This is a genomic window from Roseivivax sp. THAF30 (genome assembly GCF_009363575.1).
Lineage (GTDB): Bacteria > Pseudomonadota > Alphaproteobacteria > Rhodobacterales > Rhodobacteraceae > Roseivivax > Roseivivax halotolerans.
In genome coordinates this window covers 2,385,685-2,403,808 of record NZ_CP045389.1, presented here as the reverse complement: position 1 = coordinate 2,403,808, position 18,124 = coordinate 2,385,685, and the positions used below count along the sequence as shown (strand labels likewise).

General features: G+C 65.5%; 14 protein-coding genes. 4 read left to right on the top strand and 10 right to left on the bottom strand.

Going from position 1 to position 18,124, the window contains the following annotated elements; all coding sequences use genetic code 11:
- Positions 1-162 precede the first annotated feature (162 nt).
- Together gltA and gltX are read right to left on the bottom strand one after the other, a co-directional pair.
- Positions 163-1,458, bottom strand: a complete 1,296-nt coding sequence (gene gltA / locus FIU91_RS11660; protein ID WP_093010010.1) for a citrate synthase — start codon at positions 1,456-1,458, stop codon at positions 163-165.
- Between the two features lie 91 nt (positions 1,459-1,549).
- Positions 1,550-2,962, bottom strand: a complete 1,413-nt coding sequence (gene gltX / locus FIU91_RS11655; protein WP_152462574.1) for a glutamate--tRNA ligase — start codon at positions 2,960-2,962, stop codon at positions 1,550-1,552.
- A gap of 80 nt (positions 2,963-3,042) precedes the next feature.
- Here gltX and FIU91_RS11650 point away from each other — a divergent pair, with 80 nt between their 5' ends.
- Positions 3,043-5,085, top strand: coding sequence for a ComEC/Rec2 family competence protein (locus tag FIU91_RS11650; RefSeq protein ID WP_152462573.1), 2,043 nt, complete (start codon positions 3,043-3,045; stop codon positions 5,083-5,085).
- On the opposite strand, the gene lexA is transcribed toward FIU91_RS11650, so the two are convergent.
- Positions 5,079-5,774 (bottom strand): transcriptional repressor LexA, encoded by a 696-nt coding sequence (lexA, locus tag FIU91_RS11645; protein WP_093010007.1) that lies wholly within the window; start codon positions 5,772-5,774, stop codon positions 5,079-5,081. The genes FIU91_RS11650 and lexA overlap by 7 nt on opposite strands.
- A gap of 97 nt (positions 5,775-5,871) precedes the next feature.
- Here lexA and FIU91_RS11640 point away from each other — a divergent pair, with 97 nt between their 5' ends.
- A complete protein-coding gene (locus FIU91_RS11640) occupies positions 5,872-6,741 on the top strand; it encodes a BadF/BadG/BcrA/BcrD ATPase family protein (RefSeq protein WP_152462572.1) in 870 nt (289 codons plus the stop codon).
- The gene (nagA, locus tag FIU91_RS11635; RefSeq protein ID WP_152462571.1) at positions 6,729-7,838 is read left to right on the top strand and encodes an N-acetylglucosamine-6-phosphate deacetylase; all 1,110 of its coding nucleotides are present in this window, start codon (positions 6,729-6,731) and stop codon (positions 7,836-7,838) included. Before FIU91_RS11640 ends, nagA begins: the two co-directional genes overlap by 13 nt.
- Here the strand turns inward: nagA and FIU91_RS11630 are convergent.
- From FIU91_RS11630 to FIU91_RS11615, 4 genes are all read right to left on the bottom strand, one after another.
- Positions 7,835-9,076 (bottom strand): lytic murein transglycosylase, encoded by a 1,242-nt coding sequence (locus FIU91_RS11630; RefSeq protein WP_152462570.1) that lies wholly within the window; start codon positions 9,074-9,076, stop codon positions 7,835-7,837. The two genes, nagA and FIU91_RS11630, sit on opposite strands and share 4 nt — an antisense overlap.
- 114 nt (positions 9,077-9,190) lie before the next feature.
- Entirely contained in the window at positions 9,191-10,678 is a 1,488-nt protein-coding gene (gene glpK, locus FIU91_RS11625) for a glycerol kinase GlpK (RefSeq protein ID WP_152462569.1), read from the bottom strand.
- A gap of 151 nt (positions 10,679-10,829) precedes the next feature.
- Entirely contained in the window at positions 10,830-13,067 is a 2,238-nt protein-coding gene (locus tag FIU91_RS11620) for a xanthine dehydrogenase family protein molybdopterin-binding subunit (RefSeq protein WP_152462568.1), read from the bottom strand.
- 1 nt (position 13,068) lies between these two features.
- Positions 13,069-13,530, bottom strand: coding sequence for a (2Fe-2S)-binding protein (locus FIU91_RS11615; RefSeq protein WP_093010002.1), 462 nt, complete (start codon positions 13,528-13,530; stop codon positions 13,069-13,071).
- A gap of 188 nt (positions 13,531-13,718) precedes the next feature.
- On the opposite strand from FIU91_RS11615, the gene FIU91_RS11610 reads away from it, so the two are divergent.
- On the top strand, positions 13,719-14,783 hold the full coding sequence (locus FIU91_RS11610; protein WP_152462567.1) for an NAD-dependent epimerase/dehydratase family protein: 1,065 nt from the start codon (positions 13,719-13,721) through the stop codon (positions 14,781-14,783).
- 26 nt (positions 14,784-14,809) lie between these two features.
- Here FIU91_RS11610 and FIU91_RS11605 read toward each other — a convergent pair whose 3' ends face one another.
- From FIU91_RS11605 to FIU91_RS11595, 3 genes are all read right to left on the bottom strand, one after another.
- Positions 14,810-15,865, bottom strand: a complete 1,056-nt coding sequence (locus FIU91_RS11605; protein WP_152462566.1) for a glycine betaine/L-proline ABC transporter ATP-binding protein — start codon at positions 15,863-15,865, stop codon at positions 14,810-14,812.
- Positions 15,866-15,877: 12 nt separating this feature from the next.
- Positions 15,878-16,915 carry a proline/glycine betaine ABC transporter permease gene (locus tag FIU91_RS11600; protein WP_093010122.1) on the bottom strand — a complete coding sequence of 346 codons (1,038 nt, stop codon included), beginning with the start codon at positions 16,913-16,915 and terminating at the stop codon, positions 15,878-15,880.
- A 188-nt stretch (positions 16,916-17,103) separates the two neighbouring features.
- The gene (locus FIU91_RS11595; protein WP_152462565.1) at positions 17,104-18,081 is read right to left on the bottom strand and encodes an ABC transporter substrate-binding protein; all 978 of its coding nucleotides are present in this window, start codon (positions 18,079-18,081) and stop codon (positions 17,104-17,106) included.
- Between the last annotated feature and the right edge of the window lie 43 nt (positions 18,082-18,124).

The following is an 18,124-nucleotide window of genomic DNA, read 5'->3' as shown; positions in this document are numbered from 1 at the left end:
CTTTTTTCAGGGGTTTGGCTGCTCCATTGTCTTTGGCTTAGTGACAATGTTTGAGGAAGTCTCGGGATTGTCGCAGTCGGGCTCACCAAGTCCACGGGACGGGCGAATCGAAACGGCCGCCCGGTTTTCCGGACGGCCGCGCGATGTCGTGTGCGACACGGTTCAGCGGTTTTCGATGTCCACGTAGTCGCGCTGGGTGTTGCCGAGATAGAGCTGGCGCGGACGGCCGATCTTGTTCTGCGGATCGTTCAGCATCTCTTTCCACTGGCTGACCCAGCCAACCGTGCGCGAGAGCGCGAAGATCGGCGTGAACATCGAGGTGGGGAAGCCCATCGCCTCGAGAATGATGCCCGAATAGAAGTCCACGTTCGGGAAGAGCTTCTTCTCGGTGAAGTAGGGATCGGCAAGCGCCTGCTTCTCGAGCTCTTTCGCGGTGGCGAGGATCGGGTTGTTCTCGACGCCAAGGAGATCGAGCACCTCGTCGGCCGATTGTTTCATCACCGTCGCGCGGGGGTCGAAGTTCTTGTAGACGCGATGACCGAAGCCCATGAGGCGGAACGGATCGTTCTTGTCCTTCGCGCGCGCGATATATTCTGGGATCTGGTCCGGGGTGCCGATCTCTTTCAGCATCTCGAGGCAGGCCTGGTTCGCGCCGCCATGCGCCGGACCCCACAGGCAGGCGATCCCCGCCGCGACGCAGGCGAAGGGGTTCGCGCCCGAGGAGGAGGCGAGCCGCACCGTCGACGTGGATGCGTTCTGCTCGTGATCCGCATGCAGCGTGAAGATGCGGTCCATCGCACGGGCGAGAATCGGATCGACCACGTATTCCTCTGCCGGCACGGCAAAGCACATGTGCAGGAAGTTCGCCGCGTAGGACAGATCGTTGCGCGGATAGACGAAGGGCTGTCCCACGGAATACTTGTAGGCCCAGGCCGCGATCGTCGGCATCTTGGCGATCAGGCGGTGCGAGGCGACCTCGCGCTGGTAGGGATCCGAGATGTCGGTGCTGTCATGATAGAAGGCCGACATCGCGCCGACGACACCGACCATGACTGCCATCGGATGCGCGTCCCGGCGGAAGCCACGGAAGAAGTTGACCATCTGCTCGTGCAGCATCGTGTGCCGGGTGATCGTGCTCTCGAAGATCTCGAGTTGCTCTGCGGAGGGGAGCTCTCCGTAGAGAAGCAGGTAGCAAACCTCAAGATAGTGCGATTTGCCGGCGAGCTGATCGATCGGGTAGCCGCGGTGCAGCAGCTCGCCCTTGGCCCCGTCGATGAACGTGATCGTCGAGTCGCAGCTCGCCGTCGAAGTGAAGCCCGGATCGTATGTGAAGACACCGGCATCCGAATAGAGCTTGCGGATGTCGATCACGTCAGGTCCGGCCGTGGGCGAATAGATCGGCAGATCCCACGATTTTCCGTCGATGGAGAGCGTTGCGTTTTTCGTGCTTTCAGCCATGGCGTCGTCCCTTCAAGCTATCCCTGTCACGCCGCGGGCGCGGCGCGCGAATGTCGTTTGGCCGGGACGAGGTCGGTCTGGCGACCGTGTCTCAGTCCGTTCGGCCTGCTGCGTCGTCCAGCCGCGCGATAGTTTCATCGCGTCCCAGAACGAGCATCATGTCGAACACACTTGGCGTGACGGCGCGCCCTGCGAGTGCGGCGCGGAGCGGTCCCGCAAGTTTGCCGAATTTAATTCCGTGCGCTTCCGCCGAGGCGTTGAGAACAACCTCCAGATTGTCGCGCGACCAATTAGCATTTCGCAGCTGCGGCGTCAATTCTGACAGTATACCTTGGGATACATCGTCCAGTGCCTTCGCCGCTTTCTCCTCCGGGACAATCGGGCGTTCCGCGAAAATAAATCGCCCCTTTTCAAGGAGTTCAGGGAGCGTCTTGGCGCGATCTTTCAGGCAGTACATGCCCTCCGACAAGAGCACGCGCTGCCCTTCGGTCAGGGCGGGGCGCCCGGCGGCATCCAGAAAAGCATCGATTTCTTGCAGCAGTGCAGCATCCTCCATCCGGGCGATGTGATGACCGCAAATGCTTTCCAATTTCTTGAAATCGAGCCGCGCCGGCGATTTTCCGATTCCGGTGATGTCGAACCATTCGAGCGCCTCGGCATCGGAGAAGACCTCGTCGTCTCCGTGGCTCCATCCGAGCCGGGCGAGGTAATTCCGCATGCCCTGCGCGGGGTAGCCCATCACCTGGTATTCCTCGAGCCCGACCGCGCCGTGCCGTTTCGACAATTTCTTGCCGTCCGGCCCGTGGATGAGCGGGATATGCGCGTAGACGGGCACATCCCAGCCCATTGCGGTGTAGATCCCCATCTGCCGCGCGGCATTGTTCAGATGATCGTCGCCCCGGATCACGTGGGTCACGCCCATATCGTGATCGTCCACGACCACGGCCAGCATGTAGACGGGCGAGCCGTCCGAGCGCAGCAGGATCATGTCGTCGAGCTGATCGTTTCCGATCCGGACATCGCCCTGCACCTCGTCCCGGATCACCGTTTCACCGTCGAGCGAGGTCTTGAGACGGATCACGTAAGGCGCGTCTTCGGGATGCGTGGACGGATCGGCATCGCGCCAGGGTGAGACGAAGAGCGTCGAGCGGCCCTCGGCGCGGGCAGCCTCGCGGAACGCCTCGATTTCCTCCTGCGAGGAAAAACACTTGTAGGCCGCGCCCTTGCTCAAGAGATCGCGCGCCACCTCGGCATGACGATCCGCGCGGGCGGCCTGGCTGACGACGTCGCCATCGTGGTCGAGCCCCAGCCAGGAAAGACCCTTGAGGATCGCGTCGGTCGCCGCCTCGGTGGAGCGGGCCCGGTCGGTGTCCTCGATCCGCAGCAGGAATTGGCCACCTCTGCCCCGCGCGTAAAGCCAGTTGAAGAGCGCCGTGCGTGCCCCCCCGATATGCAGAAACCCCGTGGGAGACGGGGCGAAACGGGTGACGATCTTCTCTGCCATCGGCGTGTATTAACCCTTCGATAATGATCCGCGCGCATTCTTGAGCGGAGGCTTAACGGTGCAGCGATCAGAGGACAAGCATGGCCCGTATCGAGGCGCGGCTGGAGGCCTGGCTCGGGCGACAGACTGGCGCGCTTTTTCCTTGGGCTGTGGTGGCTTTCGCCTCAGGGATCGGGCTCTACTTCGCCTTACGTGTCGAACCGCCGATCCCGGTTCTGGTCGCGGCGGCCTGTCTCGGGGCCTTGGGCCTCGTCACCGCCTCACGTGTCCCGCCGGTCCTCGCCGTCTTGGCGCTGGCGATGTCCTTACCGCTCTTCGGCCTCTCGGTCGCCGGTGCGCGCGCGCATCTCGTCGCGGGGCCGCTGATCGAAGGGCGGTATTACGGTCCGGTGGAAGGCCGGGTCGTCGGGATCGACCGCTCCGCCTCCGACAAGATGCGTCTTACGCTCGACCGCGTGGCCTTGCCCTGGATGCCGCGAGAGGCCGTGCCGCGACGTGTGCGGATCTCTCTTCACGGCGATCAACGCTGGATCGACCCAAAGCCCGGTAGTCTTGTTATCCTCACGGGGCACCTCTCCGCACCGAACGGGCCCGTCGAGCCGGGTGGATTCGATTTCCGTCGGCACGCCTGGTTTCTGGGAATTGGCGGTGTCGGCTACACCCGTAGCCCGGCGCTCACGCTCGCCCCGGCGGAGCCCGGCAGCTTCCGCATCGCTCGCCTGCGCCACGCGATTTCCAACCGCGTTCGGGCCGCCATGCCCGAGACCTCGGGTGCGGTGGCAGCGGCGCTCCTGTCAGGCGACCGAAGCGCGATCGAAGCAGGCACCACGGAGGCGCTGCGCGCGTCCAACCTCGCGCATCTCCTGGCGATCTCCGGTCTACATATGGGGCTGGTGACCGGCATCGTCTTCGCCGCTCTGCGACTTGCGCTCGTTCTCTTGCCGGGTTTGGGGCTGGTCTGGCCCGTGAAGAAGATCGCCGCCGGGGGCGCGCTTCTGGCGGGGGCGGGATATCTTGCGCTGTCGGGCGGGAATGTCGCGACGGAGCGGGCGTTCGTCATGGTCGCGGTGATGCTGCTCGCCGTTCTTGCGGACCGGCGCGCGCTGTCCCTGCGCTCGGTCGCGCTTGCGGGGCTGGTGGTGCTCCTCCTGCGGCCCGAAGCGCTGCTATCGCCCGGTTTCCAGATGTCCTTCGCAGCCACCACGGCACTGGTCGCGGCGTTCGCTCTCTGGCGCGATACCGGGATGGAGCGGCGCTTGCCGCCTTTGCTGCGCGGCGCGGCGGCGGTTGTGATCTCCTCCGCTGTCGCGGGAGCGGCCACAGCTCCCTTCGCGATGGCGCATTTCAATCAGGTTGCTCACTACGGATTGCTGGCCAACCTTCTTGCCGTGCCGCTCATGGGCGCGCTGGTCATGCCCGCCGGCTTGACCGCACTAGCGCTCATGCCGTTCGGCCTCGAGGCTTTGCCGCTCTGGGTGATGCGCCTCGGTCTCGACTGGATCCTCGGGGTCGCGGACTGGGCGGCCGCGCTGCCGGGCGCGGTGGGAAAGGTCGTCGCGCCGTCGGGCGCGGTTCTGCCCCTCGTCGCTCTGGCCGGTCTCATCGCGGTCCTTGTCGCGGGGCGCGGGCGCCTCGTCGCGCTCGGACCAGCCGTCCTTGCGGGGCTCCTGTGGTGGCAGACGGAGCGGCCTTGGCTCTTGATCGATGCAAACGGCGCTCTTGTCGGCGAGATGACGGTACTGGGGCGGGCGCTGTCGCGAGAGCGCGGGGCGGGTTTCGCGGCAGGCCTCTGGCTCGAGAACGATGGCGATCCGGCGGATCAGGTGCAGGCCGCCACGCGCTGGCCGCAAGAGACCGCCGTGATCCACATCGCCGACAAGAAAGGGGAGGCCGCGTTCGGCGGGTGCAGCGACCAAGAGATCGTCGTCAGCCGCTACACGCTACCTCCGGACTTGCCTTGCCTGGCCTTCGGCCCGGAGGAACTCGCCGCTACCGGTGCTGTCGCGGTGGCCCGCCGCGGGCAGGGCTTCCTGATCCGAACCGTCGCGGACCAGACCGGCCGCCGGATATGGGCGGACCGGATCGGGCCGGATCGCCCGTCCGGTCACGCTGCCCGTCAATAGGTGCGGATCAGCCCGACCAGCCGTCCTTGCACGCTGACCGATCCTTTCGGCAGTACGCGCGGCTCGTAGGCGGGGTTCGCGGCTTCGAGGATGATCATGTCATCCTTGCGCTTGAAGCGCTTCAGCGTCGCCTCGTAGCCTTCGACCTGAGCGACCACGATATCGCCGTTCTGTGCATCGCTCGTCTCGCGGATCACCACGACGTCGCCATCGTTGATCCCCGCCTCGATCATCGAGTCGCCCTTGACCTCGAGCGCGTAATGCTTGCCCGACCCAGACAACATCTGACCCGGCACCGCGATTCCCGGAGGCGCATCGTTGATCGCCTCGATGGGCTGACCTGCGGCGATCCGGCCCATGAGCGGCAGCTCGGTCGCGTGTGCCGTTTCGATGGGTTGTGCGGCCAGCGGCTTGCTGTCGGGGCGGTCGCCATCGATCACCTTTGGCTGGAAGCCGCTGGCGAGACCGCCAAGGCTCTCGGGCAGCTTCACGATCTCGATCGCGCGGGCCCGGTGGGCCAGCCGCCGGATGAAGCCACGCTCCTCCAGCGCCGTGATCAGGCGGTGAATGCCGGACTTCGACCGCAGGTCGAGCGCCTCCTTCATTTCGTCGAAACTCGGGGGTACGCCATCGCGCTGCACGCGGCGGTTGATGAAGTCGAGAAGATCGAGTTGTTTCTTGGTCAACATGAGATGATTTCCTTCACCCGTTCCGCTTTGTTCTACGTGCGTTCGCGTTTTGTGTCAACGCCCAAGCGAATCAGCGATCCGATCCACGAGGCTTTCGATGTGGTCAGAACATGCGCCGGTCATCGGTATAGACGGCGGCGGCACAAGATGCCGGCTCGCGCTGCTCGAGGCTGGTGAGCGTATCGAGCTTGAGGTCGGACCATGCAATCTTTCGAGCGATTTTAGACGCGGTATCAATGTATTGTGGGGTGGTCTTGACCTTCTGTCAGGCAAGGCCGGACGCGCGCTGACAGACGTTCCGACCTATTGCGGACTCGCCGGCGTCGTCTCGGATGCGCTCGCACGTGAGGCTGAAGCCGCGCTGCCGCTGACGCATGTGAAGGTCGCAGAAGACCGGTTTTGCGCGGTTGAAGGTGCGCTCGGTCCGGGGAATGGCTGCGTCCTTCATTCCGGCACGGGCTCTTTCGTCGCCGTACGCGATAACGGCACTCTTCGCTTCGCCGGCGGATGGGGCGCGCGCCTTGGCGATGACGGGTCCGCCTTCGAGGTCGGACGCGCGGCGCTCCGGCACACGATGGCGGTCTTCGAGTGCCGTGCAGCCGAGGGGTGGTTGAGTCGCGCGATCCGAGAGCGGATCGGTGATCGCGCGGCGGTTATTCACTTTGCAGCCGGTGCGTCGACCGAAGAGGTCGCCGCTCTGGCGCGGCTCGTGACGGAAGCTGCGGCCAATGATCCTGCTGCTGACGGAATTCTCATCAATTCCGCAGAGCAACTATATGATGTGGCAAAGGAAATTGGCTTGTCTCAAGACGCCCCGATATGCCTGACGGGCGGGCTCGGCCCGTATCTCGCATCGCGGCTACCGGAGCGTGCGCGCCACCGCGTCATCGAGCCTGTGGGCACGCCCCTCGACGGAGCGCTCTCTCTCGCACAGCGTTGGATCTCGGGGGTGACATGGAACGCGTAACCTATCATGGCGGCCGGGTCTTCGATGGTCATGTCCTGCATGAGAATTGGCCGATAACTATCGAAGATTATTTTATAATCGAAGGCGCTGAGGGGCATCCGATAGATCTCGCCGGCGATATCCTCGCCCCGGCATTCGTCGATCTGCAGGTCAATGGCGGCGGCGGTGTGCTCTTCAACGATGATCCGAGCGTGGAGACCCTTCAGCGCATCGCAGAGGCCCATATCGCGCTCGGCACAGGGTCGCTGCTGCCCACGCTCATCACCGACAGGCCTGAGATTACCGCAGCCGCCATCGACGCTGTCGCCGAGGCCCGAACCCGCGCTATGACCGGCATCGAGGGTCTTCATCTCGAAGGCCCCCACCTTTCCGCCGCGAAGCACGGCGCGCATGCGCCCGAGCTGATCCGGCCGATGGAGACTGCGGATCTCGCTGCTCTCATCGAGGCGAAAGCGCGGGTCGGCTGCCTCAAGGTCACTGTCGCGCCCGAGACCGTGACGCCCGATCAGATCGCGCGGCTCGCCGAGGCCGGGATCTATGTCTCGCTCGGCCACAGCGCGTGCGATGCCGGGACCGGTGAGCATGCATTTGCTGCCGGTGCGCGTGGCGTCACGCATTTGTTCAACGCCATGAGCCAGATGCAGTCGCGCGCACCGGGTCTTGTCGGCGCAGCGCTCGCGTCCCAAGCATGGGCGGGGCTGATCGCGGATAGCGTTCACGTCGCGCCCGATGTGATGCGCGTTGCGCTGGCTGCGTCCCCAAAGATCTTTCTCGTAACGGATGCGATGGCGGTGGCCGGCACCACACTGGACCACTTCACGCTCAATGGCCGGAAAATTCTGCGCCGGGACGGAGAACTGCGTCTTGAGGATGGCACGCTCGCGGGTGCCGACCTCGATATGGCGCGGGCTGTCACCGTGCTTGTGCGGCAGTGCGATGTGCCGCTGTCCCGCGCGCTTGCCATGGCGACACGACTTCCCGCCGAGGCAGCCGGGCTCGCGCCGCATATCGGCTGTCTGAAGGCCAGGACGCCGTGTCGCGCCATCCGCCTCAGGGAAACGGCGGATGGCTTTCGCGTGGTGCCACTCGACGCTTAGCGGAGCGTGTTGAGCAGGGCCTGCGACGGCTCTCCTGTCACGGCAAGGCCGGCGCTCGCCTGGTAAGCCTCGATCGCCTCGATCGTATTGGGACCGATCACGCCATCGGTTCCGCCTGTATCGAATCCGCGCGCCGTCAAACGCTCTTGCAGCAGTCGGCGGTCCTCGACCGTCAGACCGTACCTGTCGGGACCAAACGACGCCGAGAGCGGCGGTCCGCCCGCGATCCGCGAGGCGAGGTATCCCACGCCGAGCGCGTAATTCTCCGAGTTGTTGTAGCGCAGGATCACCTCGAAATTCCGCGATACGAGGAAGGCCGGGCCTGTGCTGCCATCGGGCCGCAGAAGCGCTGCGTCGCCGAGCGCGGGCAGGCTGCCCCCGCGCGCAGGCGTGACCCCCGAGGAGGCCCAGCTCGAGACCGACCGGCGCGTGCCGCGCCCGACTGGCAGACCGCTTGGTGCGTTGACCTCAAGACCCCAGGGCACGCCGCGCCGCCAGCCGCTGTCCGACAGGTAGGCCGCCGCCGAGGCCAGCGCGTCGGTCGGATCTTCCGACCAGATGTCGCGCCGCCCGTCGCCACGGAAATCGACCGCATGGGCTTGGTAAGTCGTGGGAATGAACTGCGTATGCCCCATCGCGCCTGCCCAGGACCCCTGTAGCTGGCTCGCGCTCGTATCGCCGCGCTCGAGAATCCGCAGGGCCGCCAGAAGCTGCGCTTCGAAGAAATCGCCCCGCCGGCCATCATAGGCGAGGGTGGAGGTGGCCGAGATGACCGAGATATCGCCGCGCCGCGCGCCGAAGCGGCTCTCGACGCCCCAGATGGCGCAGGTGATCTCGGGCGGCACGCCGTAGCGGTTCGCGATCTCGGACAAGATGCCGCCGAACTGGCGAAACTTCTCCCGGCCCGTGGTGACGCGTGCTTCGCCCGCGACGATGTTGAGGTAATCCTCGAAGCTTCGTTTGAACTCGGTCTGGTTGCGATCGCGCTCCACCACGCCGGGCAGGAAGCCCGCGCTGCGGAAGGCAGTGTCGAGCGTGGTGTTCGAAATCCCGCGCGACGCCGCGCGGCTCCGGAACGCCGCGACCCACTGATCGTAGCCCGCATTCGGAACCGGACGGAGGCTCGGATCCGGGGCGGGGGCTGGCCCCGATCCGCCGCCGGCAGGCACGCCGCCGCATGCCGATAGGGCCGCCATCGCGGCGAGGGATGTGAAACCGCGTCGTGTCAGTCGTGTCATTCTGCTCTGCCTCCTGCTTCGAAGCTTTTGCCGAAGCATGACCGCGCGGCCTCATATCGGCAAGAGCGCGCTGAGCCGGAGGCGGAGAGGCGCCGAGCTATTCTGCGCGCCCGATCAAAACCCCTGAGCCGCCGCCACTGCGCGTTGCCAGGCGGCGTATTTCTCTTCCCGCCGCGTCTTGTCCATCGCTGGTTCGAATTTCCGGTCGAGCTGCCACATATCCGCAAAGCCTTGCTGGTCCGGGTAGATCCCGGCCTGCATTCCTGCAAGCCACGCAGCGCCCATCGCCGTCGTCTCGAGCACATCCGGGCGGTCCACATTCGCGCCGATGATGTCGGCGAGGAACTGCATCGCCCAGTCGGACGCGCTCATTCCGCCATCGACGCGCAGGGTGTCGGCGGCGTTCTCCCCCTGCCAGTCCGCGCGCATCGCATCGAGAAGATCGCGGGTCTGGTAGCCAACGCTCTCGAGCGCGGCACGCGCGAATTCCTCGGGGCCCGAATTTCGCGTCAGGCCGAAGATCGCGCCACGGCATTCGGCGTTCCAGTAGGGTGCGCCGAGGCCCGTGAAAGCGGGGACGAGCACGACGTTCTGCGCGTCGTCCGCGCGTTCGGCCAAAGGCTGGGTCTCTTTTGCCTCGCGGATGATCTTGAGCCCGTCACGCAGCCATTGAACCACGGCGCCCGCGATGAAGATCGATCCTTCGAGCGCGTAGGTCGGCTTGCCGTTCAGCTGGTAGGCCACTGTCGTCAGAAGCCGGTTTTCCGACCGGACCGGCGTATCGCCCGTGTTCAACAGTGCGAAACACCCCGTCCCATAGGTCGATTTCAGCATGCCGGGCTTGAAACAGGCCTGACCGATCGTCGCTGCCTGCTGATCCCCCGCCACGCCGAGGATCGGGATCTCGCGCCCGAAGAGATCCGACCGTGTCACGCCGAAATCGCCGGCGCTGTCTCGGACCTCGGGTAGCATCTCCATCGGGATATCGAGAAGCTCGCAGATCGAGGAGGACCAGCGGCCCTTGAACGTATCATACAGCATCGTCCGGCAGGCATTGGTCGCATCCGTCGCGTGGACCTTGCCGCCCGTGAGCTTCCAGATGAGGAACGTGTCGACTGTTCCGAACAGGAGTTTGCCCGCCCGCGCCTTCGAGCGGTCCGGATCGACCTCATCCAGGATCACCTTCAGCTTGGTCGACGAGAAATAGGGATCGAGCAGCAGTCCCGTGCGGTCCGTGACCATCTCCTCGTGGCCCGCGGCCTTCAATTCCTGGCAGAGCGCGGAGGTGCGGCGGTCCTGCCAGACGATGGCGCGGTGGACCGCGTGGCCTGTCTCGGCGTCCCAGACCACGGTCGTCTCGCGCTGGTTGGTGATCCCGATCGCGGCAATATCGCCCGCGCCGATCTCCGCTTTCTCGATCACGCCCCGGCACGTTGCGGCGGTCGTCGTCCAAAGGTCGGAGGCCTCGTGCTCGACCCAGCCGCTCGCGGGGTAATGCTGGTCGAACTCCTCCTGCGCGATGGCCGTGATCTTAAGCGTCTCGTCGAACAGGATCGCCCGGCTCGAGGTCGTGCCCTGGTCGATGGCGAGAATATGGGTCATGCGGCGCCTCCCGTGTCTGCCGATGTGCCTGTTGGCACAAGACAACCGCATGACGCGCCGGGGTGCAATGGGCTGGAGCGATGCGCGCCTTGCCCATGATCTGGCCGAAAATACTCCGGGGGTCCGGGGGCAGCGCCCCCGGCGTTCCCCGTCAGGCGAATGTCACGGATCTGTTGAACGGCATCTCCCGGAGGCGCGTGCCGGTCGCGGCGAAGATCGCGCCGGCAAGCGCCGGGGCGGCCGGCGGCACCGGCGGCTCGCCGATGCCCCGGACCGCATCGCCGTTCTCGAGCCCCCGAACCTCGATCTCGGGGGCCTGCCAGATCCGCATCCCCGCATGGTCGTGGAAATTGTCGGGCTGCGCGACGCCGCCCGAATAGGTGATCTCGGAGTTCATCGCGTGCCCGAGGCCCCAGATCACGCCGCCCTGGACGAGATTCTCGAAGTTCACCGGATCGACGATGCGGCCGACTTCCGCGGCCACCCACACCCGTGCAATACGGAGCCCCGCTTCGGTATCCCGGACCTCGACCACCTGCGCGCAATGCACGCCGAAGGACCGGGTGAGTGCGATGCCGCGGCCGAGCCCCGCCTCGGGCGTCGGCCCCGACCAGCCCGACATCTCGCCCACGGCCTCGAGCGCCGCGCGCGCCAGCGGATCCGAAACGAGCCGCAGCCGCTCCTCCAGGGGATCGGCCGCGGCAGCATGGATGAGCTCGTCGAGCGCGCAATTGTAGAAGAACCCGTTCGACGACGCGCCGACCGACCGCCAGGAGGACACCGGCGCAAGGCCCGTCGCCCGGTAACCCGTCACGCGCTGATGGGGCAGGGCGAAGGGCTGCTCGAACGCGCCCGCAACGATCTGGCTGTCCGGCCCCGGTGCCGAGAGCCCCTGTCGTCCCATCTGCGAGGACATCACCGAAGGCTGCGCGATCGACAGGTCCAGCGCCTCGACGCGGCCCTCCGACACGCGCCCGCGCATCCGGCCCATCGCGATGGCGCGGGGATAGTCGTGGATCATGTCCTCCTCGCGCGAATAGGTAAGCTTGACCGGCACGCCGGGCATCTGCACCGCGATCTCGGCCGCGTGCTTCACCACCTCGTCTTCGAGCCGGTGGCCGAAGGAGCCCCCCATCATCTGCGCGTGGACGATCACGTTCTCCGCGTCGATACCGGCGATCCGCGCCACGTTGTTCTGCAGGAAGCGGGGGATCTGCGTGCCGGTCCAGACCTCGGCGCTGTCGGCGTTCACGCGCACGATGGCCGAGAGCGGCTCAAGCGGCGCATGCGCGAGGTAAGGCGCGCGGTATTCGGCTTCGATGACCTCGCCTTCGGCCAGCGCGGCCTCGACATCGCCATCATCGCGCTTGCGGCTGTCGCGGGCCTCTTCGGTGAAGGCAGCCTCGAGCGCGGCCCAGTGGCCCTCTTGCTCCGCCGGAAAGTCTGGTGCGCCCCATTCGGCGGAAATCGCCCGCGCCGCCTTGAAAGCGCGCCAGGTGTTGTCCGCCACGATGCCGAGCCCGCCGGTGATCGGCACGATGTCGGTGACGCCGCGCATGGTCAGCGCCTCGGCCGCGTCCCAGTCCCCCAGATCGCCGCCTTGGGCGGGATTGAGAAGCACCGTCGCGTGGACCATGCCCTCGACCTCGACATCGATCCCGTAAGTCTGCGTACCGGTCGATTTCGCGACGATATCGAGCCGCTGCATGGGCTTGCCGATATAGCGCCAATCCTCCGGTGCACGCAGCGGCACGTCCTGCACGACCGGGGTCTCGGCCAGCTCGGGCGCGAGATCCTTGTAGGCGATGCGGCTGCCATCGGGCAGGATCACGTGTCCGCTTTCGGTCTCGAGCAGCGTCACATCCACGCCCGACCGCGCGGCGGCTGCCGATTTCAGCGTCTCCCGGGCGGAGGCGCCTGCGGCGCGCAGCTTGTCGAACCCGTCCGGCACCGAGGTCGAGCCGCCGGTGATCTGCATCCCCATCAGCTTCATCGCGGCGGTCACGACCCCTTCGGTCGCGTTGTGCATCGCCCCTTGCGCGGGCACCATGAATTCGGCGGCCTCCGCGCCAAGCGCGGTGTTCCAATAGGCGGGCGCGGGCGGGCCGGGATCGATGGCGATCGCGTCCAGATCGACGTCGAGCTCTTCGGCGATGAGCGCGGCCTGCACGTGGTAGACCCCCTGACCGCTATCGGCGCGCGGCGTGATGAGCGTGACCCCGTCGCCATCGATCCGAACATACGGCGTAATCGCGGCTTCGCCCTCGCCGGTCTGTAGCGGGTTGGGGTGGGGCTTTCGCGCGGCATAGACGCCGAAGGCCGCCCCGCCGACGACGGCAACGCTGCCCACGAGGAAGGTGCGGCGGGCGATGGTTCCGATACGGCTCATCTCAGACCTCCTTCATCGCCTGCGCGGCGCTGCGAATGGCGGCGCGGATGCGTGGATAGGTGCCGCAGCGACAGAGATTGCCGCCCATCGCGTCGTCGATGTCCTGATCCGTCGGATCCGCCACCTGCGAGAGAAGATCGGCGGCCTGCATGATCTGGCCCGACTGGCAGTAGCCGCATTGCGCGACCTGGTGCTCGATCCAGGCGGCCTGAAGCGCGTGAAGGGCATCCGGCTGGCCGAGCCCTTCGATGGTCAGAACCTCCGCGCCCTCCGCCGAGCCCGCCGGGATCTGGCAGGACCGCGTCGCGACACCATCGAGATGCACCGTGCAGGCGCCGCATTGCGCAATGCCGCAGCCGTATTTGACGCCCTTGTAGCCGAGCTCGTCCCGCAGAACCCAGAGAAGCGGCATGTCTTCCTCGACATCCACCTCGTGCGACGTGCCGTTCACGGTGAGTTTCATGCGATGCACCTCTCCTCATCACTTGGCGGAAGGATAACATCCCGTCCCATAAACGCCATGACGGCGCGCTCACCTTCGCGCGCGCGGAACGCAAGGTCACGGCAAGGTGCGCGTTCAGACGGGGAACCGGGCGGCCGGTTTGCGCGCTTTTCCCGCATCAAAGACAAACGATTTTCATAGGATACGCCATGCCGAGACCCGAGATCGACACCGATACCCCCATTCTCGTGACCGGCGCGACCGGCTATGTGGCAGGCTGGATCGTGAAGCGCCTTCTCGATGCGGGCGCGACCGTGCATGCCCCGATCCGCAACGCCAGGAACCCCGACAAGACCCGCCATCTCGACGCAATCGCTGAGGACGCGCCGGGCACGATCCGCTATTTCGAGGCCGATCTTCTGGAAGAGGGCTCTTATGCCGAGGCGATGGCAGGATGCGGCGTCGTCTTTCACACCGCCTCGCCCTTCACCTCGGACTACGACGATCCGCAGAAGGATCTGGTCGACCCGGCGCTGAACGGCACGCGCAACGTTCTCAGCGAGGCCAGCAAGACCGAAACCGTGCGTCGGGTCGTCGTCACATCCTCCTGTGCCGCGATCTACAGCGACAACACCGAATGCCAGGATGCGCCGGGCGGCCGGCTGACCGAGGATGTCTGGAACGAGACTGCCTCGCTCGACTACCAGCCCTACAATTACTCCAAGACCGTCGCGGAGCGCGAGGCATGGCGCATCGCCAACAATCAGGGCCAGTGGCGGCTCGTGACGATCAATCCGAGCCTCGTGGTCGGTCCCGCGATCGGCGGCAAGCCGAGTTCCGAGAGCTTCTCCATCGTCGCGCGGATCGGGAACGGCGAATTCAAGCAAGGCGCGCCGCGTCTCGGCATCGGTGTCGTCGATGTGCGCGACGTGGCCGAGGCGCATATCGCCGCCGGCTTCCTGCCGGACGCTCAGGGGCGTCACATCACGAGCGGGCACGACACCGATCTCTTCTCGGTGTCGCAGGAACTGGTGCCGAGCTACGGCGAGAGTTACCCGATACCGACGCGCGCCGCGCCGAAATGGCTCGTCTGGCTGATCGCGCCCAAGGCGGGGCTCGAACGCGGCTACGTCAAGCGCAATGTCGACGTGCCGTTCCGTGCGGACAATTCCAAGAGCCGCGAGAAGCTCGGGCTCGAATACCGCCCGCTCGGGCTCTCCATGATGCAGATGTTCGACTACATGATCCGGCACGATTACTTCCCGCGCGCCTGAGCCGGAGCCAGCGCGCGGGTAGGGAGTTACGACGCTTTCCGCATGCCGTCCTCGGCCGCCTCGGTCGGCACGAGGGCGGTGACGACGTCGCGCATGGTCAAAATGCCGGTCTGCTTGCCGTCCTGCATGACGCGGTAGGACAGGTCCGCATTGCCGCGCGATTTGGCGATGACGCTTTCAAGCGTGTCGTTGCCGTCCACTTCGCCGGAGGTGTCGCCCGGGTTCTCCGAGGTTTTCTTCATCACCGTCCGGGCGCGCAGAACGCGGGCGCGGTTGATGTCGGAGATGAAGTCCACGATGTAGGGATCGTTCGGGTTCATCAGGATATGCTGCGGCTCGCCCTGTTGGACGACCTCGCCATCCTTGAGGATCACCAAGTGATCGGCGAGCTTCAGCGCCTCGTCGAGATCGTGGGTGATGAAGACCACGGTCTTCTGCAACTCGCGCTGCAGCTCGATCAAGAGATCCTGCATGTCGGTGCGGATGAGCGGATCGAGCGCCGAGAAGGCTTCGTCCATCAGCATGATGTCCGAATTAGAGGTCAGCGCCCGGGCGATGCCCACCCGCTGCTGCATACCGCCCGACAGCTGGTGGGGATATTGCGGCCCCTGTCCCTCGAGCCCGACGCGGTCGAGCCAGCGGGTCGCCTCCTTTTCCCAGTCGGCGCGCTTGGCCCCGTCGACAATCATCGGGGTTGCCGCGTTCTCGAGCACCGTGCGGTGGGGCAGGAGGGCGAACTTCTGGAACACCATCGACATCTTCTTGCGCCGCATCTCGCGCAGCCGCGCATCCGAATAGGTCATGATGTTCGAATCCTCGACCCAGACCTCGCCGTCCGTGGGGTCGATCAGCCGGTTGAGATGCCGGATCAGCGTCGACTTGCCCGAGCCCGAAAGGCCCATGATGACGGTGATCTCGCCCGCCTGCATATCGACGTTGATGTCGCGCAGACCGAGGACATGCCGGTGCTGCTCCAACAGCTCGGTCTTGTGCATGCCTTCCTTCGCGTGCTTCAGCGCCATCTGCGAGTCGCTGCCGAAGATCTTGTAGAGATTGCGGATGGAAATCTTTGGATCGGCCATGTCGCGCCCTCCTTAATGCTTCTGCGCGGCGTTGACGCGCGCCAGCGCCGCCTTGGTGGAGCGGTCGAGGATGACCGCGAGCAGCACGATGCCGAGACCCGAGATCAGCCCGACGCCAAGCTCGAGATTGCGGATGCCGCGGAGGACAAGAACGCCGAGGCCCGGGGCCGAGACGAGCGAGGCGATCACCACCATCGCGAGGCTCATCATGATGGTCTGGTTCACGCCGGCCATGATGTTCGGCAGCGCGAGCGGGATCTGCACGCCGTAGAGTTTCTGACGCTTGGTCATGCCGAAGGCGTCCGCGGCCTCGATCACCTCCTTGTCTACGAGCCGGATGCCGAGATTGGTCAGGCGGATCACCGGCACGATGGCATAGAGAATGATCGCGATGCCGTAGAGCTTGGGTTCGGTCACCGAGAAGAGGAAGATCAGCGGGATCAGATACACGAAGGGCGGCAGCGTCTGCAGCATGTCCAAGACCGGGATCATCGCTTGCTGGAGCTTGTCGGATCGCGACATGGCGATGCCGATGGGCACGCCGAGGGCGACGCAGATCAGCGCGCAGACGAAGATCACCGCCAGCGTCTGCATCGTGTAATCGTAATAATCGATGAAGGCGAGCGCCGCGAAGGAGCCCGCGACGAAGGCCGCGAGGCCCCAGGAGCGGCTGACGACCTTGATGAGAAGCGCCAGGAGCGGGATCATGATCCACCACGGCACACCCTGGAACGCCCAGAGCGCGTATTCGAGCGCCCAGCTCAGGGGCTGGGTGATCGGGTCGAGCACCGTCGAGAGCGCGTCCTTGACGTCGAGAAAGCCCCGCTCGAGCCCCTTGGTCACCTCGCGCGATTGCGGAAAGGCATCGCAGGCATCGTTCAGCGCGTCCATCGAGGGAAAGGGCGTCTCCCAGACCGAGACGTCCGGCTGCTCTCCCGAAGCCTGGTTCATCAGGTCCGACATCGACATCGGGGCTCCGCTCCCGGAGCCGTCCCCGTCACACCAGCCCCGAAGTCCGAGACCGTCGAATATCCAATCATAGGTCGCCATGGCGATCCTTTCCCCTGTCTTTTCTTTGCCGGGTCCTTGTGACCGGACCCATCGCGTGATCGCAAGATCGGCAGGCGCAACGTCGCGGCCCGCCACTTCCTTTCATTTGACCCCGATCGCCGGACGCATTGCAAGGCTCCGGCACGGGGCGGGGCAGGCGCGCCCTGAGACACGCCCGCCGCTTTGCCTCATTGCGAGGCGAGGACCGATTGCAGGTTCTCGCGTGCGCCGTCGCTCAGCCAGCCGGTCCAGTTGTCCTGGAAGCTCGTCAGGAAGTAGACCGCGCCTTCCTCGGAGGAGGCCGCGTTCTCTTCCATCCAGGCCAGAACCTCGTTCATCTGCGCGTTGGTGAAGCTCATCTTGGACAGGAACTCGGAGGCGGCCGGCTCGCGCTCCACGAAATCGGCGGTGACGGCGGTCAGCACCTCGGAGGAGGGATAGTTCGACAGCTGCGGGTCGGCGCAATCTTCCTGCGCGTTGCACTCATGCGCCTCCATATCGGTGCCGCCCATGTCGATCATCGTCATCGGATACTGGCCCAGTACCGAGGTCGGCGACCAGTAATAGCCGAGCCAGGGGTCTTGGCTCTCATAAGCCGAGGCGATGGACGTCGCGAGCGTCTCGCCCGAGCCATGCACGAAGATCTCGAAACCGGCCTCCTCAAGGCCCGCCGCCTCGGCGAGGCTCGCATTGACGGATTTGCAGGCCCAGCCATCAGGGCACTGGTGCAGACGTCCGCCCAGAAGCTCCGGGTTCGCCAGCACGCCCTCGATCGTGGCGAGTTCGGGGTTCTCTTCCACGAGGTAGTTCGGAACCCACCAGCCCTCGACACCGCCATCGGAGAGGACGTCCGCGAGCTTTACGAGCTTGCCTTCGTCGCGGAGCCGCGCATAGGCGGGTGCGGAATTGGTCCAGAGCTCGGTCAGAACATCAGGCTCGCCGGTCTCGGCGACGGAGGTCAGCGCCGGGTTGGTCGAGGAGGGGATGACCGACACGTCGCAGCCATAGCCTTGCGTCAAGATGAAGTTCGCGACTTGCGTGACGACCGAGGCCGACGCCCAGTTCATTTCGGTGATGGAAATCTCGCCGCATTCCTCCTGCGCGAGGGCGGGGGCTGCGAAAAGCGTTGCGGCGGCAGAGGCCGCCAAGGCGATGGTGCGGTTCATTCGGATTTATCCCTGTTAACGGTTGTGGATCATGCACCCTCTT